Below are 23,807 nucleotides of genomic sequence, written 5' to 3'. Positions count from 1 at the left end.
ATTACTTACAGAAAATAATCGAGGAGACTATTGGGTTCTTGTCACTGATGATGATATTTACTGGTTGTTTCCTGTTTCTAGACAAAATCGCAGAATTAATCCTCGTATTAGTGAAATAGTTCAAATACTTTTTGATTGTCAAGATTATGAAAATTCAGATACCTGTGAATTTATTCTTAAAAAGCCAGCTAAGGTATCTCCTGCTAGAAGTGGAGACGGATGGATTTTAGAAGAACAGGGAGTTCTTGACTTTAGTAGTTCATCTTTTCTAGAAATTAAGCCTGTAAATGGCAGAATTGCACAGAACCAACTTCAGTTAGAACTCAGTCACAAAGTTGAGCAGCAAAATTCATTTTCAGCAGTATCAAGAGATGAATTTGATGATTATATTCACCAATCTGAAGGGGAAATTGGACAATTAAAGTTACAAATTCAACAATTAAAAGAGATGCAACAAAAGTTGCAAGTTGAAATTCAGAAAGTTAAAGAATTTTCTAGTAGCTTAGAAACTAAGTTTCAACAGGCAGAAGAACCAAAAACTTCTATAAATCATCAGGTGGAAGCTCATCAACAAAAAACAATATCTGACCAAGATACTCCGATGAAGACATCTACAATTGTTAATCTTAATTCTCAAGAAGTACGAATTGTGGAGGCTTATAATTCTAATCCTGCAATCATATCACAAACAGCAAAGCAGGTTTCTGAAACAACTGCCAGTATTGATAAACGTCGTCAAGGAAATAGTGAAGCTATAGTTTTAGAAAAGCAAGCTCAGGGTTACTATTGGTTAATTGGTAGAGAACAATTCTATTTGATGCCTAAAAATGGTTTAAAGATAAATCGTGCAACTGTGGAAAGTCTTGAAGCTTTATTTGATTTTCAAGGAAGTAAAGTAACAAGCCAAAGTAAGTTTAAATTAATAAAACCTGCTAAGGTAGCTGTGATAGTAACTTCACAAAGTTGGCAATTAACTGAAAGGGGAATTATTGAGTTTGAATAAGTATATGGATTATTATTTGCAAAATTTAAAACTGAAAACAGAAAAGCTTTTAGATAAACTCAAGGAACTTAGACTTCAGCTACAAGATGTATTTTTGTCAAAGCTGGTATTTATTGGCGCAGAGGGTATTTTACCAGGTGCTTTACTACCACAAGGAAGCCTAAATTTATTATTGGCTAATAGGCAAATAACTCCTATTTTACCTATTAATCATATTTTATTAGATTTTTTCACTCCAGAAGAATTGAATAAACAACTTAAATTTGAACTTGTTGATGAAACTGATTTATTACAGGTAAGGCTAATTTTAGATTTACCAATTAGTGAACTACAATTATTTAAAGATTATATAGTTAAAGAAGAAAATATTATTTACGGAGTTCCGGTTTTAGAAATATGGCCTAATTTTCAAGCAGAAGGATGGAACGAATATTACGGTTTTTATTATGATGCTGAATATGGGGAAGAAACTTTTCAGGTCGCTTTTCCTAATGTAGAGGAAGTTCAAAAGTTTAAAGGAGGTCTAGGAGATTATCAGATAGTTCGTTGTCATGATTTTCCTAAATTTATTGAATGTAAAAATAGCCAAGACAATACAATTGGTATAATCTTACTGTCAACTCCACAGAAAATAGACCTTTTATTTTTCTGGAAAATTAGTATAGATTGTAGAGATGACTATACTAGCGTTTATGTTAATAAAGATAATAAAATTATCGAATCTTTTTATTTAGAAAATCTACATTATCAAATAGCAGATGGTCCGACAGATACTAGGTTTGCAGTTTTGTTTGAACACTTTATTTGCGAAAGTTTTATTCCTATAGATAAGCCATTCCCTATGAGGACTATACTAACCACTCAAGGAAGTGCAGATATAAATCAAGAACGTCCAATTTTTGATGGTAGAATTTATATTCCTAACTATTCCAGCTTGGAATTAGATAGTCAAGAAAGCTGGTTTATAAAAGATTTAAATTGGTCAAGTGGGAATTTGAGATATATTCGGCTATTTCTCAAACATTTAACTTTACACCTTACCGCACACGCAGTTAAAAACCAAGTTAAAGAGATTCAATGGTGTATTTCATACCCTCCTGATTTTTCTCGTCGAGATAAGTATGAATATGCTCAAATGTGGCAAGAAATAACTGAAGCTTTGCAAGCTAAGACAGGTATTAAACATCTTTGCCCGAATATAAATGATACAAAACATTTCCGTTCACAAAGTTTAGCTTTTGCTCAATATTTTACTGATTTTGAACAATATGATTTAGTGAATACAACTTGTATTGATATCGGGGAGACAGTTTCTAATATATCTATTTGGCAAGATAACCAGCTTATTCATCAATGTTCACTTAATTTTGGTAAAAGACATTTATTATCACAGTTTATTAAAATCAATCCTCGTATTGTAAAAATATTTGATGTTCCAACAGGATGGATAAATCTAACAAAAGAATATGAATATGTTTTTTATGACAAATTAGATCTATGGTTGCGTCTAGAGTCTGCTAACTGGTTACAGAAGAAACGCGAGTTATTTTTAGATGATTCTGATTTTCAGGGACTAATAAGGTTAATGTCTATTGGTTTAGCTGGTTTATATTTCTATGTTGGTAATATTCTCTCAGCTTTACACAAAGAAGGTAAATATATTAGTAATGAAATTACTCCGGTTTACATTGGTGGAATTGGTTCTCGTCTCTTGCATTGGTTAGCAACAGGGGGAGAGTTTAACCGTTATTCGGAAATTAATGTTTTACTCAGTCGGATGATGAGTAAAGGTTCTGGTTTTCTTGACACACAAGAACTAACACGCATTAGTCAAAACCCACAAGATGAAGTTACTTGTGGTTTGGTTTTAAATCAGACTAAATTGCAAGAATTAAATATTGATGAACCTGACTATTTGATTTCTGGTGAAGAGTATGAAATTAATGGTAAATATTTTAATAGTACATCTCGCTTAGACTCGCAGAGTAATATTAACCAAATTAAAATTTACAAGTTGAGTCATTTAAAAAAGTTCTTTAATGATTTTCATGTATCCTTGAAGGATTTAAAAATTGAGGGTGTTAAACCATTACCAGGATATAACTTAAATCTAGAAACTCTATCTCAGCAGAAGTTATGGCAAAATACTGAAAGGGAGCTAAAAAACTCTTTGTTATGTCTGAAGAGTAAGGATACAAGTATGGAGCCTATTTTCATATTAGAATTAAAAGCATTGCTCAGGGTTATAGCTAAGGAGTGGACTGGTAAATGATTTCTAAATCAAGCTTAGATGAAATTGTCCGTAAGGTTGATGAATTGAGACAGCTTTGTTATCAAAATTTTGCATTCAGAATAACTGAGATAGAACATTATTTATCTTCTCTAACTGAGCGAGTTCAGAATGGAGAAGTTATAGTTACTGGTAATTTTAAAATAGAGAAAATTAGCCCTGTTAATATTTCTCTATCTGAATTGGTGCAAGTTTATAATGATGTTCCTAATGTTTTATTTAAAAATTCTGTTGTTGTTGAATTAACTGCCAAAAGTTATCGTCAACTTAAAGAGGATGAAGCAAGTTTTTTGGAAAATGATGAAAATGGTAAATATTGGGTGATTACAACTGATAAAGATGAGTTCTGGCTTGTACCAAGCATAAATATTAAATTAAATATTCATAAGTTAAAAACTGTACAAAAGTTGTTTTATTTTCGGGGTGATTTTTCGTCGGCAGATAGTCATTTTATATTGATTAATCCTGCTAGGGTTTCTAGTTCTCCTAGTGGGAAGAATTGGAAACTAGAAGAAAAGGGAGTTTTAGAATTTAGTGATCCTTTTTTGCAACTTCCATTGGAATTAGAAGCGACTATAGAAAAATTACCTGATTTTCAGGGAGATCGGGAAGATTCTGAATTAAAAATCCAAAAATTATCTAAACAGTTGGATGATTTGAGGTTTCAGTTAAAGCAGTCTCAGGAAGAAAAAATAAAGTTAGAATCGCAAATAGATTTAATTAAGGTGCGGTTAGATTCGTTGGAAGAGTGGAATATTCGCTAATGAAATATTCTGTATTTATACCAATTTTATGTGAGGGTGTGCTTTATTCACTATTATTATAGTTGTTTGAAACAGCCGGAAGCATTCGAGCATCTTCAAATAGCTATGAATCTTGCCAAAAATTTAAAATCATCGGAATTATTAGGTGTAGCTTTTGCCGGATTAGCTAATTATTACTGGCATCAATGAATCTATATTTATGCACTCAAGTTAATAATCAAAAGTTTTTGGATATATCCTCCTTGAAAAAGTATTAATAGCAGGATAATATTCAGGGAAGTGATTCAGGTAATCAGTAACTCAGTTATGGGAATGATGCAAAAATATACTATTTATCTTCGAGGTAATCGCAAGTGATACAACCTATATTTCATATCTCCACTTAGATGAGATGGATTACACTGGGAAAATATTCTCAGTTAGCTTTCATAAAAAGAACTTATTTTAATCATGGTTTCCACTTTTCCCAACTCTTCCGTAGATTTATCTCGCATTCGTCTGGAAATTCGCTCATTACAACCGCAATTAGTAGAATGGCGGCGGCGACTGCATCAAAAACCAGAGTTGGGGTTTAAAGAAAAACTCACAGCTGAGTTAGTCTCTAGCCAGTTGCAAGCATGGGGAATTGAGCATGAAACTGGTGTAGCCCAGACTGGTATTGTGGCTACTATCAAGGGAAATAAACCCGGTTGTGAGAAAGTTTTGGCGATTCGGGCTGATATGGATGCTTTGCCAATTCAAGAACTGAATGACGTTCCCTATAAATCGCAACATGATGGAGTCATGCACGCTTGTGGACATGATGGACATACTGCGATCGCACTGGGTACAGCTTACTATCTTCACCAGCATCGAGACAACTTTAGCGGTACTGTGAAAATCATCTTTCAGCCAGCCGAAGAAGGGCCAGGCGGTGCAAAACCCATGATTGCAGCCGGAGTGCTGAAAAACCCAGATGTAGATGCCATCATCGGTTTACATTTATGGAATAACTTACCCTTGGGGACAGTCGGTGTCCGTCCTGGGGCATTAATGGCATCTGTCGAATGCTTTAACTGCACCATTTCTGGCAAAGGTGGACACGGTGCAATGCCTCACCAAACCATTGATTCCATCGTCGTTGCTGCCCAAATTGTCAATGCCTTGCAAACAATTGTCGCCCGTAACATCAACCCCATTGATTCCGCAGTAGTAACAGTGGGTGAATTTCATGCCGGCACAAAGCTTAATATCATTGCCGATAAAGCCCGCATCAGTGGTACTATCAGATACTTTAACCCTAATTTCACAGGATTCTTTAACCAGCGAATTGAGCAAATCATCGCCGGAGTTTGCCAGAGTCATGGCGCAGAATATGACCTAGAATACTGGAGTCTTTATCCCCCAGTTATTAATGATGCAGGGATAGCAGAACTAGTCAAATCAGTCGCCGAACAAGTAGTAGAAACACCGTTAGGTATAGTCCCAGAATGCCAAACTATGGCCGCTGAGGATATGTCATTATTCTTACAAGCAGTTCCTGGTTGTTACTTCTTCCTCGGATCTGCCAACCCTGAGAAAAATTTAGCCTATCCCCATCATCACCCCCGATTTGATTTTGATGAAACGGCCTTAGCAATGGGTGTGGAAATATTTGTGCGGACTGTGGAGAAATTTTTGAACTGATGGTGATTCATATTTCTTGTAGGGTGCGTTAATGAAATGTAACGCACCTGATTTATGGGTATTTGTTGGAAAATGGGAACCTTAACCCACCATCACCATATTCGGTGCGCTACGCTGTCGCTAAATTCTATATTTTTATTTAAATTTAGATTTTTTATCAAAAAAGGTAGGCCTCAATGACTATTGAGAATATGACTAGGTATTTCTCAATAATATTGAGAATCTTGTCAATAATTTCACGCATTTATTAGGGTTTTGACTTCTCGAATATTTATGGTACGATCATGGGTGAAAAATCCAGGGGCATTGTTTCGCTTAATCGTCAAATATGGTTAACACTCCTGTCAGTGCGATCGCCAATATTATAGTGTGCGTTAATGAAATGTAATGCACCATTGATCTATTTTAAATTAAAAATATCTGTCTAAGTGCGATTATCCATGTTCTCAGTTGGGTTGAACTGCGATCGCACTGGAAAATCAAGACAGTCCTGACACCTAATGACCTTCTCTAAACTCGCACCCTTTATCCAGGAATACATCTACCATCAAAACTGGACAGAATTAAGACCAGCACAAATAGCCGCCTGTGAAGTTATATTTAACACCGATACTCATTTACTGATTGCAGCTGCAACTGCTGCGGGAAAAACAGAAGCAGCCTTTTTACCAGTCCTAAGTCTCCTACATGAAAAACCCGCTAATAGCATCGGTGTATTATATATTGGTCCCATCAAAGCCTTAATTAACGACCAATTTGAACGCCTCAACGACTTACTAAAAACAGCAGATATACCAGTCTATCACTGGCATGGTGATGTAGCCCAAAGTCGGAAAAAGCAACTGATTAAAAATCCCCAAGGTATCCTGCAAATTACACCAGAATCTTTAGAAAGCCTGTTAATTAATAAACATCATGATTTAATCCGTTTATTTGGTGATTTACGCTTTGTAATCATTGATGAAATCCATTCCTTTATGGGTTCTCAACGTGGTTGTCAAATTATTTGCCAATTACAGCGTTTAGCTAAGGTCACAAAAACCCCACCCCGCCGCATTGGTTTATCAGCAACCCTGGGCAATTATGCAATGGCTGAAGAGTGGTTGAGTTCTGGAACTGACCAGCCAGTAATTACCCCCAATATCACAGCCGAAAAACGCCAAATTAAACTAGCGTTAGAACACTTTTATCTCAATAGTGAAATAGATCAATCAGATTTCACAGCTTACGAAAAATATATTTTTAACCTCAGTAAATCTCGTAAATGTCTGATTTTTGCCAATAATCGCACCCAAACTGAATCAGTTATTGCATCCTTACGCCAAATCGCTAGAAAACAAGCATTACCAGACATTTATCACGTACATCATGGCAGTATATCTGCTAGTTTACGCCAAGCTGCCGAAAATGCTATGCGTGAACCCCAAAAGCCGGCGGTAACTGCGGCTACTTTAACTTTAGAATTAGGTATTGATATTGGTCATTTAGAACGAGTCATTCAGTTAGAATCACCTTTGTCTGTCGCTAGTTTCTTACAACGTTTAGGACGCAGTGGGAGGAGAGGTGAAGCTGCTGATATGCGTTTTATCTGTGGAGAAAATCAACCATTATCTGAAGCACTTTTACCAGAACAAATTCCTTGGCAACTTTTACAATCTATTGCGATTATTCAACTTTATTTAGAGGAACGTTGGATTGAACCAATAGCACCGATTAAATATCCCTGGAGTTTGCTATATCATCAGACGATGAGTATTTTAGCAGCTACAGGAGAAATGACACCGGGGGCTTTAGCTAAACAGATTTTAAATTTATCTCCCTTTGCAGCGATTTCCTCAGCAGAATTTAAGTTATTACTCCGATATTTAATTGATATAGACCACATTCATCACACAGAAAAAGGTAAATTAATTATTGGCTTGGCGGGAGAAAAGATAGTTGGAAAATTTCAGTTTTATGCTGTGTTTGCTGACAATCAAGAATATGCCGTTAAGGAAGGAAAAACGGAAATTGGTAGTATTGCTATACCCACTCCTGTAGGGAATCAATTCGCCTTAGCTGGTAGAACTTGGGAAGTTTTAGAGGTTGACTTTAAAAAAAAGGTAATTTTAGTCAAGCCAGTGGCGGGGAAAGCTACTATTTATTGGCGGGGCGGTAGTGGTAATATTCATACCAGAGTTTTGCAAAGAATGCGGCAAGTCTTACTAGAAGATATAGACTATAGTTATTTACAAAAGAATGCTCAAGAACGGTTGAAATTAGTTCGAGAATTGAGCCGTAATGCTGGATTGGATAAAGGAAATATTTTACAATTAGAACCAGGTAAATGTTGCATCTTTCCTTGGATGGGTACAGTGGCTTACCGAACTTTGGAAAGGTTGCTTAATTCCTGTTGTCGAGAATCATTAGAAATTAATAGTATTGGTGGGGTAAATCCTTATTATTTGACAATTAAATTAGGTAAAGATAAATTTAATTATCTGCAAACAGAACTGGTGTCATTGTGTGAACAAAGAATTACGGCGGAAGATTTAGTGAGTTCCGCAGAAGCCCCAGAACTGCAAAAATATGATCAATTTATCCCCCATTCGCTTTTACGAAAAGGGTTTATGGAAGATTATTTAGATATTAAAGAACTTAAGGAAGAAATTTTACATTGGTAGGTTAAATTATGTCCATTGCTCCTTGGCGTAGTGCGATCGCCCATGCGCTCCATCGTAATCGTAGCCTAGTCTATGCTCGTTATCTACAACTAGCAACAGTGGGGGAAAATAATCGTCCCGCTAATCGTACTGTAGTATTTCGCGGTTTTCTAGAAGATAGCAACCAGTTAAAATTTATTACTGATGCCCGTAGTCATAAAGTTGACCAAATCAAAAAACAACCTTGGGCGGAAATTTGCTGGTACTTTCCCAAAACGCGAGAACAGTTCCGTATTTCTGGCTGCTTAACTTTAATAGGAGACGATGATTCAGAATCTAGCATCCAACCAGCCAGGATAAAAACTTGGCAAGAATTAAGTGATGCAGCGCGGTTACAATTTGCTTGGCCTGATCCTGGTAAACCCAGAGTAAATGAACCAGCAGCCTTTGAACCATCACCACCTAATCCCATCCAGCCAGTGCCAAATTTTTGCTTACTTTTACTGGAACCCGTGGAGATAGACCATTTAGAATTGCGGGGTGAACCACAAAATCGGCGCATTTACTCTTGGGATGAGGAAAAAGAGTGGTGTATTCAGGAAATTAATCCTTAATCAGTTAAAGTCGCAAAATATGCTAGTTTGTACCCGTAATTATTTGAGGAAATAAATTCTAGGTTATGGCTACTGAAATCCCAACATTGAGAAAAATAGCTGTCTCTTCTTTTGCTGAAATATGGGAATGTCGAAAAACTGAAGCAAAATCTCTTCATGCAACGATTGAATTTCTTCCTGGTGACATTATCCATCAAATAGAAGTTAAGGAATATCTAAAAAAGCCAAATTACTTATCAGTTCAAATTGACGATGAACAACACATCATGCTTGCGCCTGAATTTCTGCAATATCTAAACCATAGTTGTGATCCTAATGTTTTTTTTAACATGGCAGAGATGAAAATTGTGTGTTTAAAAAAAATTGAGATTGGCGAAGAAATGATGTTTTTCTATCCATCTACAGAATGGTCAATGTCACAAAGTTTTGATTGTTGTTGTGGTTCAGAAAAATGCCTGAATAAAATTCAAGGGTCAGCTTATTTACCCCTAGATATTCTCACAAAATACAAACTATCTGAATATATACAAAGTACCTTGTGTCGCCAAGAAGATATAAAAAAGGCAATGAACCTATTTCACTAAATTGCGGTATGAATGAGATAGGTTCATGGAATGTTTTTATATTCTTGTCAACCGTCATGACTAAATCCCTGCACCATCGAGAAATTGCTGAATTGCTTTATCTCGGAGGCTACACAAGGGAGCTTGTGTTAACAAATCATTGTCGGGAGAAACTACAGAAACAGCTAAAACATGAGTTTTTTCAGAAGTCTGATTGTTTTGGAGATTTTCGATTTGTTGTTCTAAGGATTCAATCCGATCCACTAAAGCGCGAATTGCTTCAGCTTCTGAATCTGGTAAGTTGTTGTGTTCTAGGGGTGAAACTCGCGCACCGGAACGATAGACAATGCGACCAGGTATACCTACGACTGTGCAATCAGTAGGTACATCCCTGAGAACAACTGATCCTGCGCCAATGCGGACATTATTACCAATTTGAATATTACCCAGTACTTTTGCACCGGCTCCAACTACAACATTTTCTCCCACTGTGGGATGGCGTTTGCCGGTTTGTTTACCAGTTCCCCCCAGGGTGACACCTTGATAAATCAGGCTATAATCACCCACTATGGCAGTTTCCCCGATGACTACGCCCATGCCGTGGTCAATAAATACACCTTGGCCAATGGTTGCGCCGGGATGAATTTCGATTCCTGTTAAAAATCTCGCTGTGTGAGAAATTAAGCGGGGGAAAAAGGGGAGACCAAAATGATAGAGCCAGTGAGCGAGACGGTGGAATAGCAGGGCTTGCAAACCTGGGTAGCAAAACAAGACCTCTAACCAGTTACGGGCTGCTGGGTCACGCTCAAAGATAATGCGAAAATCAGCACTTAGTCTAGATAGCACGATATAGTACCCTCGGAAAGCAAAACGAGCTACTTTCCCATAGTATCGTTCCTGGTGTCAAGTCGGAAAGTTGGTGACTGGGGAGTTATTTGTGCTGTACTTTCTCATTTTCTATTTCCAGCTATATCAGTCTAGGAATCGGAATAATACTCCGCTTTTGAGCAATCCTTGATCGTTACCGTAACTACTGATGGTGAGCGATCGCAAATTTTCAAAAAACGGTTTCCCCACTACTTCCACTAATTTCAAAATCGGTAATTGACGCTCTATGAGATTATGGCTTTTTGTCCAATCCACATAAACATACCCTTGATTGGGGCGAGGAAAGGCTGCAATACTATCGGAAAAATTGCTATCACCTATCAATGAACTCTTCTTCATGGTGATAACTTCGTTCAAGGTTTCTAAATTCGAGGCAAAAATTTCGTAATTTCCTAGAGTGGTATGTACTCCCTGAACTTCAGCTTCAATGGCGAATGTGGGCAATTTGTCAGTTTCATTTTGTTTAGTCACCGCATTTAACTCTGTCCAAGCGGAGATTTTTTGTTGATTTAAGGTAAAAGAACTCATACTCAGTCCACGGGATGAGGCGATCGCATCCAAACCAGAAATTCCGGCAGAAACATCCTCTAAATTTTCCACAACAAACACCCAATCAGCAGCCTTTTCTCCCCCATTAGTTAACACAGCTAAAGCATATTCACCCTTCACCCAACTGAAAATATCCTCTACCAAATTTATCCCCTGGCTATTCTCCACTTCTACCCAAGGTTTTACCAAGTTAGAAATTGTATCTGTTCCAGAATCAGAAAAAGCCGTTTTCACTTGTGTCCACAGTTGGGCTAAACCACCGTCACCCAAATTAGCTAAATCAGCACTGGAAATTACCAAACCAGCCGTATCTGGGATATATTCTAAAGCCCCTAAAGTTTTAGTTAGTGCAGCAGAAACCGGGATAATTTCCGAATCAGTCAAAAAGCTAGTTTCTGCTAGCAGTCCCTGGGGGTTCAAAGACAAAGAAATAATTTCACTCTGGAAAGTCGCTGCTGGTAACTCTAAACCTTGCCATTCTGCCACGGCGGGAAGATTGAGAAAAGCGGTAGCGAGGGACGATTTAGGCAATTGTTGGACGGCTTTTTGATACTGGGAGGAACTAGACAAATTTAAATCAGGAGCCTGAACATTATTAATTGCGTCTCGCAGCACCTTCAAATCATTAGCAAATAAGACAAAGCCATCAATAACTGCACCAGCCAAAGGATCTTTTTCCAGTTGGGAGTCAGAAAGCAGCTTTACTCCTTCATATTCCTCAACAGCCAAATTTCCCCCAGCCAATACCCGTTGAGAAAATAACACATCTAAAAACTCACGGCTTTTTTCTGGTTTCTGGGTTGCTAGCGCCATCAGATACCCTGGTTGTTGTCCGTTTTCTGGATCGCGGTCAATATCTACAGTCGTCACCGAGAGAGTAATTTCATCTCCCAGCCAGGGTTGAATATCTTGTTTGTAATCTATGCCACTTTTAGCGAATAGACTAGTTTTGAGTTGAGATAATTCTCCTTGACGTTCCAAAGACTGTAAACGTTGGGGATTTGTCAATAAAGAAACCGTCACCGGCGACAGTTTGGACACGAATATAGTCGCATTGGGCTGGGAGTGAGAGGTAATGAAGTTAACCGGATTCTTGTTGAAAAACCAGTAAAAACCGCCTACGAGAATGAGGAGTGCGATGCCTGCGGCGACCAAAGGTATCGCCCCAGCTACCAAGAAACTTTTTAATGAGCGTTGACTATTGACATTAGACATAACTAAATCAGCAATAAATTTTATAGTTGTTGGATGTGCAAGCCCACCGCCGAAAAATGCTAAATGGGTAATAGGGAAAAACTAATAACTACTCCCTGGGGAATAGATGCTGATGCTAGCAGACAGATTATCTGTCACCATAAAGGGGATAAGGTTGTTTACAAAAATCTCATGACAGGGAATCCTTCTGGTCAACTCATTACTCAGATTAGTGTAGAGGAACTGGCGCAACGTCTGTCTTCTGGTGATGGAACCATTCAGTTAATAGATGTGCGCGAACCCCAAGAAATAGCAACGGCTAGAATAACGGGCTTTGTCAACCTCCCCCTGAGCGAATTTGTAGAATGGGGCGATCAAGTCCCCACTATGTTCAATCCCCAAGCTGAAACCCTTGTATTATGTCACCACGGTATTCGCTCCGCCCAGATGTGCCAGTGGCTAATGGTTCAAGGGTTCGTAAATGTTAAAAATATTACAGGTGGCATTGATGCCTATTCTCTATTAGTTGATTCCTCTATTCCCCAATATTAGTTGATCATCCCCTGAAACATGGCATTGCGAAGATGTGGCTGATCTTCCCATCCTAGCAATGCTATTCTGGTCAACAGATTATAAGTAGTGATGCACATATAGCAACCGCCAAGGAGGTTCGGAAAGAAACAGATAATGAAATCCTCACAATTAGCGAGTTTCCAGCCTATTCTCTGTTCCCTGTTCCCTGTTCCCTGCTATATATGAATCCTGTTGCAAAATAAGTATCTTTACATACAGCTTTATTCTCAAATAGCTGCGAAAATACTGAAAAATTAAATATTGGCTCGTCACAGTTAAATTCGGCAAAATCGCCATCTCCCAAATTAAATACCAGTGATTGCGACAAACATAAATATTTTGCTAACTTAATTTACTATTATTCCAATTTTTTGCTTTCGAATACCAAATTTTCTCCCAGTTTAATTAGAATTTGCCTTCAGCAAAACAGACCCTATGGAAGTCCAGTTAACCAACCGACAACAGCATATACTTTGGGCCACAGTCAGACACTACATCGCTACAGCAGAGCCTGTTGGTTCTAAAGCTTTGGTTGATGAGTATGACTTGGGTGTGAGTTCAGCCACAATTCGGAATGTGATGGGGATGTTAGAAAAATCTGGGTTCCTTTACCAACCACACGTCTCTGCTGGCAGAATACCTTCAGACTCAGGCTATCGTATTTATGTTGACCAGTTAATTACACCCGGTCTGCGAGATGCGACGCGAACGGATGTTTTAGCGAAAGAGGTAGAACTGGCGCTGCAAAATCGCCTCCAGTGGGAAGATTGGAGTATGGAAAGTGTTCTACAAGGTGCAGCCCAAATTTTAGCTACGGTCAGTGGCTGCATTAGCTTAATTACTATGCCACAAACCACTACAGCAATTTTGCGACATCTGCAATTAGTGCAAATTGAAGCTAATAAAATTATGCTGATTGTGGTTACAGATGGTTATGAAACCCATTCTAAGCTGATGAATTTGTCGCCAGAAGAGGCAGAAACAAAAATCGATCCAGAGGGAATAGATCATGAATTACAGATTGTCTCTAATTTTTTGAATAGTCACTTGCGGGGGCGTAGTTTATTGGAATTAGCCACTCTGGATTGGAGTGAATTAGATCAGGAGTTTCAACGCTATGGCGAATTTTTGAAAGGTTCCGTCACAGAATTAACTCGTCGTCATCTCGCACCGACTACAACCCAAATTATGGTTCGCGGTGTCGCAGAAGTTTTACGTCAGCCGGAATTTTCTCAGCTACATCAAGTCAAGACAATTATCCAACTGCTGGAAGAAGAACAAGAACAATTGTGGCGATTAATTTTTGCAGAACCGGAAGCGGAGGAGGTGGGTAAGTCTAGGGTAACGGTTCGCATTGGTACGGAAAACCCCCTGGAGCCGATACGCAGCTGCACCTTAATTAGTTCTACTTATCGGCGAGGTTTGTTACCTGTAGGAAGTGTGGGAGTTTTGGGTCCGACACGGTTAGATTATGAAAGTGCGATCGCCGTTGTCGCAGCTGCGGCTGATTACCTTTCGGAAGCTTTAAGTTAATTTATTTCAATCATGCTCAAAAAAATCTTTTTCGGGGTGCTATGGCTAGGATTTATCACCTATGCTTTTGTTTTTGCTCCCCCAGACCAACCTGATACGTTGGAGTTAATTAAAAAACTTTCCCTGGGAGAATGGGAGGGGATTAATCCCTTAGTAATTGCATTATTTAACATCATGGGCATCTGGCCTGTGATTTACAGCGCAGTTTTGTTTATTGATGGTAGAGGACAAAAAATCCCCGCTTGGCCTTTTGCTACGGCTTCTTTTGCCCTCGGTGCTTTTGCTTTATTGCCTTATTTAGCTTTACGGGAACCAAATCAGGAGTTTTCGGGTAAAAAGAATCTCTGGTTAAAATTACTAGATTCTCGTGTCACTGGTTTTATTTTGACTATAGGCGCAGTGATTTTGGTCACCTATGGTTTACAAGGAGACTGGGGTGATTTTGTGCAGCAGTGGCAAACTAGCCGCTTCATTCATGTGATGAGTTTAGATTTCTGCTTACTTTCTTTATTATTTCCCGCGTTATTGGGGGACGATATGGCGCGTAGAGGTCAAAAAAATCAGCAATTATTCTGGTTAATTGGGTTAATTCCTTTATTTGGCCCCTTGATTTATCTATCTGTGCGATCGCCAAGCACTCCCCAAGAATCGCCCTCACCAGAAACAAATTTAGATCCACTATCCAGTTAGCAGCAAGGTTATGTACCTCACATACATGAAATATGCTGTAAACACATTCGAGATAATATTTTTTGGTTTTACTAGACAGATCATTTTTGATAATAAAAACATGAAAAGCTATCCTTCTAAAATCATTCAGATATTTTATAATAAGATATTGAAAGTAAATTTTATGGAGGTAAAAGTATGACACAAACTCCATCCGAAAGAATTGTCAGACGTGGCAGAGTATTTCCTGAAATTCAATGGACAGAAGAAAAAAAATCTCAAGATAGAGCTAGAAGACAGGCATTTTATGAGCGTTGCTGGGTAATTTTTGAGCGTTTAAAGCCAGAAATACTAGATAAATACTATGGTTCGTACATTGCTATTGAACCTGATAGCGGTGATTATTTCATTGATCAGGATAAAGAAGTGGCAAGTAAAATGGCAAGAGAAAAATACCCTAATGTGATTCATCATATTTTTGGCATTAATGAAACAGGAGTTAGTGGCAGAATATGATTGAAGGAAGATTTGGAGAAAATAGCCAAATTTATTTTGAAATTGATTTAATTGGTGGAGACAATTTTAGTTTTCCTGTAGAGACAATGTTAGATACAGGATTTACTGAATATTTAGCTATGAATAAACAGGATATAGAAAGTCTGGATTGGAATTTTTTAGGTCAAGATAAATTGAGAACTGCTCAAGGAGAAACTGAATTTGATGTTTATAGCGGTAGGGTAATTATAGATAGTCAAGAGTGGGAAGTTCCTGTGTTTGCTGGAGATGAAATACAGGAACTTTTACTCGGATCTCGATGGCTAAAATTATTTATATTAGTCGCTAATTATGGTAAAGACATAGTTAAATTAGAGTTAATTGAATAATAAGAGAGTTATAAAAGAGAGTTATAAATCTTGCTTTTATTAAGGGTATGATTTCTGACAGAAATAACATAAAAAGTGATCGCATTAAATATTTTAAATTTGGAACATAGTGCATGGTTTTAGTGAAAAAATACAATTTTGCGCCGCTACATAAATAAAAGCCACCGATTTTTATTTATGTAGCTATGATTCGTTTACTTCATCAACACTTTTCAGACATCCTCTGAGACATCCGATAAACTTCTGGTAATTGCCACCAAGGAATATGGGGGTATTCATGGTGTTCATGATGATAACCAAAATGGTAACAAGTGATAAATGACCACCAAATTGGACGGTTAATAGTTTGGGAACGATGAGAATCTTGATAACCTTCTGCTGGTTCAGTGTGGGGTAGAAAAGTTCCAAAATAAAATAATTGTAAGGAACTTAAAATTGAGGGAAATACCCAAAAATAAGTGAGATTATCTTCGGGAAGATGGAAAAGATTTTTTACTACATGAAAAAGAGTGACTAATGTGATAATTTGCCCCCAATTCCAGTAATTCTTCATGAAATATAAATACCAAGCAAAAAAGTTTTTATGCTTACCATTATGAAAATCTGGATCGTTTTCACTGGCTGGATGGTGGTGATGTAACCAATGCTTTTTTAAAAGTTTGGGATAGGATAAAAGACCATAAAGAAATAAGCATAATGAGCCAATAAAATGGTTGATTTGGGGATTTTTGGGAAAAACCACCCCATGCATGGCATCATGAGCTGTGATAAATAATCCTGTATATAAGAATGTTTGCCAACCGATAATCGGCAATAACATCCAGAATTTGTATTGGGATATATCAAGATAAAGCAAAAAACCCAGGCTTATAGCCCAGATAGTAATAATGGCGATCGCCATAAAAACGCCCCTAAACAGAAATTGACTTTTTACTGCTGGGGTGCTATTAACTTTTAATTGAGGTAATGGTGGTTGTTCTAACTGGAACACGCTTTTACTCCGCGTAGGATTCAGGTGAAAATTCTCAAAATTTAGCCATAATTAACAATACTAACCACAAACGAAACAACTTTATCTGGGCTAGTATTCTGTACTCAAACAGTATTAATAATTTGGCAAATATGTTGAAATATTAAAATACTTTACATATTATTACACACATCATCACAGTTTCCATTCAAAAATTGGGTAGCAGGGCTGATTTTATTGATTTGTAAACCATAGTTCAGTCACCCATTACCCTACATTACTCAGTTGAGATTGCTGGGTAATCAGAATTTCAGATTTTACCTAATAAATCTGGGGAAGCACTGTAACCTGCTTTACAACCTTGGGGGTTCCTCTGTGGGGGTGTTATTTTCCCCGCCAAAGTCTGGTACGGGTATTGGGGGTACTGTGGGGTTGAAAAAGGGCGTTTCTTCCGTGGGTGTTTCCTCTACAGGTGTTTCCTCTGTAGGTGTTTCTGTGGGTGTTTCTGTGGGTGTGGGAATGACAGGGATTTCTAATGTCACATTCAGACTGTATTCACTGGCGGCTATTTCTGGTTGAGGAGTTAACTGAATAATGTATATCCCTGTAACCGGCAATATTCCTGTATATGTTATTACTTCTTCGGCATTAGTCTCAATTAGTTGTTGATTTTCATCTAAGATGGTCAACAAAATGCCACTTCCTGGCTCAATTGATACTGTTAATTTCTCTCCTGCTTCCCCAGGTAATCTATACTGAACGATTTGATTTTCTGTGATCGTGTCTTCCACTGTGGTGGTTTCAGGTGGATTTAAATTCAGACGCTTACTCAAGATCACAGGTTCAACAGTGGGTGTGGGTTCCGGTGTAGGTTCTGGTGTGGGTGTTTCCTCTCCAGTTACAATCGGTGAGGGGAAAGTTTGGGGTGGAATTACCTGTGGTGATTCAATAGAATTAGTGCGAATGAAACTCACCAATATCCAAGAACCAACGCCAGTTAATATAATCACGGCTGCACTAATAGCCCCCAGCGCTAATGGATTGTCTAAAATAGAGCGAGACTGACTAAGTGGGATTACTGGCTCAGATTGGTCCGATGAAACTGGGGTGGTGACTGGTTCCGGGGGATGACTGATAGCGATGGTTTGCAGTTGGGATACTTCGGGAGTGGGAATACGGCGTTTTTCTGGTGTCTCTAGTGCTTTCATGACATCAGTTGCACTGGCAAAGCGATCGCCAGGAAGATGATTTAACATTCGATTAATAACTTGGGCAAATTGTGGATTTACCTTCACCCATTGTTGCCAATTCCAACTCAGTTGAGACGAATTAAATAAATCACTGGGTTCCTTACCAGTCAACAAAACTATAGCTGTCACAGCCAGCGCATACAAATCACTATGAGGGTAAGCCAACCCTGATTCTATCTGTTCACTGGGAGCAAAACCTAAATTATTCACCGTAGCGACTGGGGTTGTGCTATCTGGAAACTGTAACCGGGTTGTGAGTTCTTTGCCAATGGCGAAGTTAATTAATACTGGTGGGCGATCGCCATCTGGCAAAATAATATTATCCGGCGAGATATCCCGATGAATAATCCCTTGACTATGAATATGGTCTAAAACTGGCAGCAACCACCGAATTAGCTGCAATACCTCTGGCTCAGTGAAAGTTTCACCAACCCCCAGGCGCTGACTCAGCAAAGTCCGGTAACTCTGACCTGGAATGTAATCCTCTACTAAAAATAAACGTTGATCCTCCTGAAATCTTTCCCGAAATTCCGGCACTTGTGGATGGTTAATTTGATATAAAATCTCAGCCTCTTCCTGGAAAACTGCTTGTGCTTTTTCCCCAGCATCAGAGCCAGGGACTGAAATCAATTCTTTGATAATACACAGCTCGTTAAAACGTCGCTGATCTTCTGCCAAATAGGTTCTGTCAAATTCTCCTTCTGCGAGAGTTTCCACAATCCAATAACGATTTTGCAGAATAGAACCAACTGTAATGGGTGCTTGCATGATGAATTAAAGTAATAGCAGCGAGGACAGAAGCAATTTATGCTAGTTGATAATTTTACAGATATGATCACAGAGTATTAAATCAATCTTTAAATTTTTTGGAAAAATCTATCCACGAGTTTTGCGAATTTCTCTTTCCCAAGAATAGTTTTTTCACCAAAAGCACTACAATATAATAGAGATAATTATATTGAGAAATGTTTAAATTTTTATGAAAGCTTTAAAAAACATATGTGAGTTTTTTAGGCTATTCCAGTTAAACCTACTAAATATCTAATGATAATATTGCCATGAATGCACATCGAGGATCTGCTGTGCTAAGTTCTGCAAGTTTAAAGGTGCAACCAGTAGCCACAGGATTGCCTGAAAACCATCGCCTGCGGCTATTTTCTGGTTCTGCCAATGTTCCACTGTCTCAAGAAGTCGCCCGTTATCTGGGGATGGACTTGGGGCCAATGATTCGCAAACGGTTCGCGGATGGAGAGCTATACGTTCAAATCCAAGAATCAATTCGGGGTTGTGATGTTTATTTAATCCAGCCAACCTGTCAACCTGTTAACGACAACTTGATGGAATTGCTGATTATGGTTGATGCTTGTCGTCGCGCCTCTGCACGACAGATAACCGCAGTTGTTCCCTATTATGGCTACGCTCGCGCTGACCGCAAAACGGCAGGACGAGAATCAATTACTGCTAAATTAGTCGCTAATCTAATTACTAAAGCAGGAGCTAGTCGTGTTTTAGCAATGGATTTGCACTCGGCGCAAATTCAAGGTTATTTTGATATACCTTTTGATCATGTTTACGGTTCACCAGTAATTTTTGATTATTTGGCTAGTAAACAACTATCCGATATTGTGGTTGTTTCTCCTGATGTCGGCGGTGTAGCAAGAGCTAGAGCATTTGCGAAAAAGCTGAATGATGCGCCCCTGGCAATTATCGATAAACGTCGTCAAGCTCATAATGTGGCTGAAGTGATGAATGTCATCGGTGATGTTAAGGGCAAAACAGCCATTTTGGTGGATGATATGATCGATACTGGTGGCACAATTAGCGAAGGCGCACGGTTGCTCCGTAAACAAGGAGCAAGTCAAGTATACGCCTGTGCCACTCATGCTGTCTTTTCGCCCCCTGCAAAGGATCGTTTGTCTGGTGGCTTGTTTGAGGAAGTCATTGTTACCAATACAATTCCCATAGCCGAAGGTAATCACTTTCCCGAATTAGTGGTACTCTCCGTGGCTAATGTCTTAGGGGAAACCATTTGGCGCATTCACGAAGATACTTCAGTAAGTAGTATGTTCCGTTAAAACAACTTGGCTATAATCTAGAAAATCCCCACCTCTGGCGTATCTCTAACGGGAGCTTAAAGGTGGGTTTTTTTATGGTTGCTATTAATTATCTGAATTTTGCTTGACCAAGATAATTTCTCCTCGCTGGTTAATTTCTATCGGCTCCACAAGGTGATCATTTTGATTTAAATAGCGCAATAATCCCACAGTCCGAAAATACTGGTCAATTTCTGGTATTCCCTGTTGATTTAAATGTACGGGAATAATTCGACCGCCGACTAAATCTCCCTGGGAATTTAGTTTTACTTCTAAAATCATTGAGTATGCAGTCTGAGCTTTTGTCGATAAAGTCCGATATCCCAGAAAGTTACCCAAGGAATAAGCGATTAATTTACCCTGATACATTTCTATGGCTCTGGGAACATGAGGTCCATGTCCTAGTACTAAGTCGGCTCCTGCATCTATGACTTTCCGCGCAAACTGGATAGAATTACCCCGGTTTTCGCCATAGAAAAACTCGGTGTTATTTTTGACGTGTAAGGCTGCTGTTCCTTCGGCTCCAGCGTGCATAGATACAATGACAATATCAGCATTTTTTTGAGCTTCAGTTACTAGTGCTTGGGCTGCTGCTAAATTATGAATAGAATTATACATTTCATAAGGAGCAAATCCGATCATGGCGATCGCTATATCATTAGCTTCTAAATACAAAATTTGATCTTTATGACCTAATGTCGCAATCCCAACATCCGTCAAATTTTTAACTGTATCAGCAAAACCCACCCCGCCAAAATCCATTGCATGGTTGTTTGCTATATGAAACACATTAAATCCCACCTCAGCAAATAAACTTCTGTAGCTAGGTGGAGAGCGAAAAGCAAAAACTTGTCCCCGACTGATATTTTTTGCTGTCTGGGGATGGTTAGTCAAGGTGGTTTCTAAGTTACCCAGGACAATATCAGCACCTTGCAAATAGCCTCTCACAGCCTTGGGTAACAATTGATCTGGGGACTGGGGCAATCTATAATCAGGGAAGTTAGTTCCGGGGATAATATCGCCAACGGCTTTAATACTCACAGTGTTTAAAACAGTTTTTTCTGTCTCTGGAAGTACCGTAGGTTCTGATTCAGTCACAAAATATAACTCAGCTTCACTAGCTACAGTAGTTGTTTCTGATACTTGCCATTGTCCCCGGCGAATCGAAACTCCCATCCCAATACCTATACAAAAACAGCCACTAATAAAACTCAGTGACAGTAATTGCACTAATCTTTGATTAGCCATTGTCTACTCCACACACAATGGCATTAGTTTAGCCCAAATCTCAGTATTGTAAGTATAGTATGGAGCAGGGAGAAGCCTTGAAACTCTTTAATTACAATGGTTTTATGATCCGTTTGTGTCCTAACCTCCTTGGCGATTGCTATATTAAAAAAATCTGGGAACAAATTTAACTACATAAACCCGAACCCAGACAAATACAACCAGAGATAAAAAACGGAGAGGGGGGGATTCGAACCCCCGTTGGGTTTCCCCAAAACGCATTTCGAGTGCGTCACCATCAACCACTCGGACACCTCTCCCTGTATGTATTCAATTTTCTTTACTGCCAATAGTTTGGCATAAAGTTGATTATATACGAAAGGATATTATAGCATCTACGGCAATTTCATGGTTAAGTTAAAACTAAATTATCCCGATGAACTACAGTTTCTGCACTGACATAGCCCAAAATGGTGAAAATTTCTCGAGAATGGCAGCCGCGAATCTTTTGTAATTCCTCGCTGCTGTAGTTAACCAATCCTCTGGCAATTTCGGTTCCTTGGTTGTCGCACAACTGCACCGCTTCTTGAGCTTCAAACTCTCCGATTACTGATTTAATGCCAGCTGGTAATAATGATTTTCCTGCCTCGGATATAGCTGCGATCGCACCTGTATCTAAGTATAATTTCCCTGTAGGTACTAAACCATAAGCTATCCAACGTTTGCGGGCGGAAGTTGGTTCTGGCTGGGGCTGAAAATGAGTCCCCAGGGGTTCCCCTTGGATAATTTTCTCGATATTGCGAGGAAATCTACCTTGAGTAATCACGGTACGCACTCCAGCTGCAACAGCAATTCTGGCGGCGGAAATTTTCGTGGCCATGCCTCCAGTACCCCATTGAGAACCTTTAGAGCCTGTTTTTACCTGTAATTCTGTCAATTCTTGCAGGTTAGCGACTAAAGATATCGGCTGTGCATCGGGTACGGAACGGGGATCGGCGGAATATAACTTATCAACATCGGTGAGTATAAATAACCAATCTGCTTCCACTAAACTTGCCACCAAAGCAGAAAGGGTGTCATTATCCCCAAAGTTTAGTTCGTCCACTACTACTGTGTCATTTTCATTGACGACAGGAATGACACCTAGTGCCAATAGTTCGTGAAAGGTGTTGTAAGCGTTGAGATAGCGGCTACGCTCTACCAAGTCGCTACGAGTGAGCAAGACTTGAGCAATGGGCTGATCTAAGGTGCTAAATAAATCATCGTATATCCGCATTAACCGTCCTTGTCCCACTGCGGCTACTGCTTGTTTGAGAGCGATCGCATTGGGACGTTCCTTTAAACCCAACCTGGCACAACCCACACCCACTGCACCGGAAGAAACTAAAATCACTCGATGTCCTTGCTGCCTTAAATTGCACAGCGTTTCTGCTAAGGTCGCAATGGTGGAAAGTGCTAGCTGTGAAGTTTCTGGTTGGGTAAGGCTAGAAGTGCCAATTTTGACAACAATTGTCTTGGTCATTTGTCATTTGTCATTTGTCATTTGTCATTTGTCCTTGGGAAGTTACCGTCTTCTCCCCCCTGCTCCCTGCTCCCTGCCCCCCTGCCTCTTTATCCCTGGGTCTTCGGTCATTAGTTATGAATAATTTTGGGTAAAACTTCTAAAGCGCCGATCCTTCTATAGGTGAAGACCGACGCTTTATGGGTTTATTTTTATCTATTATACGCTAGGGTCTTTATTTTGTTGACCCCATATTATTAGTATCAATAATCCCCGATATTTAAATTTTACTGTCAGTTCTTAATCATTTTTTTAGATTTACTTTTGTATCAATTGATCAATTTTTGTAAATCTTTGTGGATTTAGGACTAATTGATGCTCCCAATAATTCTGATAACCAGACTTCAAAATTACGGATGGGATGAGAGCGGAAAGCTGCATCAGGATGAACGATGGGTTCTACCAAAACCGTGAACATTCCGAGACGATTACCTGCGATTACATCTGTAAATAAGCGATCGCCCACCATTCCTACTTGCTCTGGAGGTAGATTCATCCCCAGGAGTGCGGCTCTAATTTTCCGTCGTGATGGCTTGGCTGCGCCCAGGTAATAGGGCAAATTGAGCGATCGCGCAATCCCCCCAATTCGCGCCTCACTGAGATTATTACTCACCAAACATAACTCTGTACAAGCTCGGACTTCCTGTATCCATTGTTGTAGTTCTGGTGAAGCTGCTCCCACTGTAAACGGTACTAGAGTTTCATCCACATCTAACACCAGCCCCTTTAGCCCGGATTGTTGAATAATTTCGGGTGTCAGGTTTAATACAGAACCTTCTAAAATCAAATCAGGCTGTAAGAGCTTATTCCAGATCATAAGATTGCCAAATAGCAGTCATTAAACAGTATTTTATTATCCCCAGCCTCCCAAATTC

Annotated in this window: 21 protein-coding genes and 1 tRNA gene; 14 read left to right on the top strand and 8 right to left on the bottom strand. The window is 39.0% G+C overall.

Going from position 1 to position 23,807, the window contains the following annotated elements:
- From VB620_RS10520 to VB620_RS10485, 8 genes are all read left to right on the top strand, one after another.
- On the top strand, window positions 1–1,003 hold a 1,003-nt coding region (locus VB620_RS10520; protein WP_323196095.1), incomplete at its 5' end, for a hypothetical protein.
- Between the two features lie 4 nt (window positions 1,004–1,007).
- Window positions 1,008–3,275, top strand: a complete 2,268-nt coding sequence (locus tag VB620_RS10515; protein WP_323196094.1) for a hypothetical protein — start codon at window positions 1,008–1,010, stop codon at window positions 3,273–3,275.
- Complete coding sequence (locus tag VB620_RS10510; RefSeq protein ID WP_323196093.1) at window positions 3,272–4,057, top strand: coiled-coil domain-containing protein; 786 nt, start codon at window positions 3,272–3,274, stop codon at window positions 4,055–4,057. The genes VB620_RS10515 and VB620_RS10510 overlap by 4 nt, the downstream gene beginning before the upstream one ends.
- Window positions 4,058–4,123: 66 nt before the next feature.
- Window positions 4,124–4,246 (top strand): hypothetical protein, encoded by a 123-nt coding sequence (locus VB620_RS10505; RefSeq protein WP_323196092.1) that lies wholly within the window; start codon window positions 4,124–4,126, stop codon window positions 4,244–4,246.
- A gap of 261 nt (window positions 4,247–4,507) precedes the next feature.
- On the top strand, window positions 4,508–5,722 hold the full coding sequence (locus VB620_RS10500; RefSeq protein ID WP_323196091.1) for a M20 metallopeptidase family protein: 1,215 nt from the start codon (window positions 4,508–4,510) through the stop codon (window positions 5,720–5,722).
- 500 nt (window positions 5,723–6,222) lie between these two features.
- Window positions 6,223–8,385: a DEAD/DEAH box helicase gene (locus tag VB620_RS10495; RefSeq protein WP_323196090.1), complete on the top strand. Its 2,163-nt coding sequence runs from the start codon at window positions 6,223–6,225 to the stop codon at window positions 8,383–8,385.
- A gap of 8 nt (window positions 8,386–8,393) precedes the next feature.
- Window positions 8,394–8,978 (top strand): Npun_F5749 family FMN-dependent PPOX-type flavoprotein, encoded by a 585-nt coding sequence (locus tag VB620_RS10490; RefSeq protein WP_323196089.1) that lies wholly within the window; start codon window positions 8,394–8,396, stop codon window positions 8,976–8,978.
- A 65-nt stretch (window positions 8,979–9,043) separates the two neighbouring features.
- The gene (locus VB620_RS10485; RefSeq protein WP_323196088.1) at window positions 9,044–9,562 is read left to right on the top strand and encodes an SET domain-containing protein-lysine N-methyltransferase; all 519 of its coding nucleotides are present in this window, start codon (window positions 9,044–9,046) and stop codon (window positions 9,560–9,562) included.
- A gap of 60 nt (window positions 9,563–9,622) precedes the next feature.
- On the opposite strand, the gene cysE is transcribed toward VB620_RS10485, so the two are convergent.
- Window positions 9,623–10,387, bottom strand: a complete 765-nt coding sequence (cysE, locus tag VB620_RS10480; protein ID WP_323196087.1) for a serine O-acetyltransferase — start codon at window positions 10,385–10,387, stop codon at window positions 9,623–9,625.
- Window positions 10,388–10,513: 126 nt separating this feature from the next.
- A complete protein-coding gene (locus VB620_RS10475) occupies window positions 10,514–12,193 on the bottom strand; it encodes a DUF3352 domain-containing protein (protein ID WP_323196086.1) in 1,680 nt (559 codons plus the stop codon).
- 171 nt (window positions 12,194–12,364) lie between these two features.
- Here VB620_RS10475 and VB620_RS10470 point away from each other — a divergent pair, with 171 nt between their 5' ends.
- The 5 genes from VB620_RS10470 (at window position 12,365) to VB620_RS10450 (ending at window position 15,831) form a co-directional block, all read left to right on the top strand.
- Window positions 12,365–12,724, top strand: a complete 360-nt coding sequence (locus VB620_RS10470; protein WP_323196100.1) for a rhodanese-like domain-containing protein — start codon at window positions 12,365–12,367, stop codon at window positions 12,722–12,724.
- 456 nt (window positions 12,725–13,180) lie between these two features.
- Complete coding sequence (gene hrcA / locus VB620_RS10465; RefSeq protein ID WP_323196085.1) at window positions 13,181–14,278, top strand: heat-inducible transcriptional repressor HrcA; 1,098 nt, start codon at window positions 13,181–13,183, stop codon at window positions 14,276–14,278.
- Between the two features lie 12 nt (window positions 14,279–14,290).
- Window positions 14,291–14,968, top strand: a complete 678-nt coding sequence (locus tag VB620_RS10460) for a DUF2834 domain-containing protein (protein WP_323196084.1) — start codon at window positions 14,291–14,293, stop codon at window positions 14,966–14,968.
- Window positions 14,969–15,145: 177 nt separating this feature from the next.
- Complete coding sequence (locus tag VB620_RS10455; protein WP_323196083.1) at window positions 15,146–15,463, top strand: hypothetical protein; 318 nt, start codon at window positions 15,146–15,148, stop codon at window positions 15,461–15,463.
- Complete coding sequence (locus VB620_RS10450) at window positions 15,460–15,831, top strand: aspartyl protease (protein WP_323196082.1); 372 nt, start codon at window positions 15,460–15,462, stop codon at window positions 15,829–15,831. The genes VB620_RS10455 and VB620_RS10450 overlap by 4 nt, the downstream gene beginning before the upstream one ends.
- Before the next feature lie 202 nt (window positions 15,832–16,033).
- Here VB620_RS10450 and crtW read toward each other — a convergent pair whose 3' ends face one another.
- The gene (crtW, locus tag VB620_RS10445) at window positions 16,034–16,822 is read right to left on the bottom strand and encodes a beta-carotene ketolase CrtW (protein WP_323196081.1); all 789 of its coding nucleotides are present in this window, start codon (window positions 16,820–16,822) and stop codon (window positions 16,034–16,036) included.
- Window positions 16,823–17,154: 332 nt separating this feature from the next.
- Complete coding sequence (locus VB620_RS10440; RefSeq protein ID WP_323196080.1) at window positions 17,155–18,819, bottom strand: serine/threonine-protein kinase; 1,665 nt, start codon at window positions 18,817–18,819, stop codon at window positions 17,155–17,157.
- A 290-nt stretch (window positions 18,820–19,109) separates the two neighbouring features.
- Between VB620_RS10440 and VB620_RS10435 the strand changes: the two genes are divergently transcribed.
- A complete protein-coding gene (locus VB620_RS10435; RefSeq protein ID WP_323196079.1) occupies window positions 19,110–20,126 on the top strand; it encodes a ribose-phosphate pyrophosphokinase in 1,017 nt (338 codons plus the stop codon).
- Between the two features lie 84 nt (window positions 20,127–20,210).
- Here VB620_RS10435 and VB620_RS10430 read toward each other — a convergent pair whose 3' ends face one another.
- The 4 genes from VB620_RS10430 to VB620_RS10415 all read right to left on the bottom strand — a co-directional run bounded on the left by VB620_RS10430 (window position 20,211) and on the right by VB620_RS10415 (window position 23,749).
- Window positions 20,211–21,392 carry a CapA family protein gene (locus VB620_RS10430; protein ID WP_323196078.1) on the bottom strand — a complete coding sequence of 394 codons (1,182 nt, stop codon included), beginning with the start codon at window positions 21,390–21,392 and terminating at the stop codon, window positions 20,211–20,213.
- A 214-nt stretch (window positions 21,393–21,606) separates the two neighbouring features.
- Window positions 21,607–21,691 (bottom strand) — tRNA-Ser (locus tag VB620_RS10425).
- Window positions 21,692–21,783: 92 nt separating this feature from the next.
- On the bottom strand, window positions 21,784–22,893 hold the full coding sequence (proB, locus tag VB620_RS10420; protein WP_323196077.1) for a glutamate 5-kinase: 1,110 nt from the start codon (window positions 22,891–22,893) through the stop codon (window positions 21,784–21,786).
- A gap of 316 nt (window positions 22,894–23,209) precedes the next feature.
- Window positions 23,210–23,749: a YqeG family HAD IIIA-type phosphatase gene (locus VB620_RS10415; RefSeq protein WP_323196076.1), complete on the bottom strand. Its 540-nt coding sequence runs from the start codon at window positions 23,747–23,749 to the stop codon at window positions 23,210–23,212.
- Window positions 23,750–23,807: the final 58 nt, after the last annotated feature.

It is taken from the genome of Nodularia harveyana UHCC-0300, assembly GCF_034931085.1.
GTDB lineage: Bacteria > Cyanobacteriota > Cyanobacteriia > Cyanobacteriales > Nostocaceae > Nodularia > Nodularia harveyana.
This window is presented reverse-complemented; position numbering and strand designations above follow the sequence as displayed.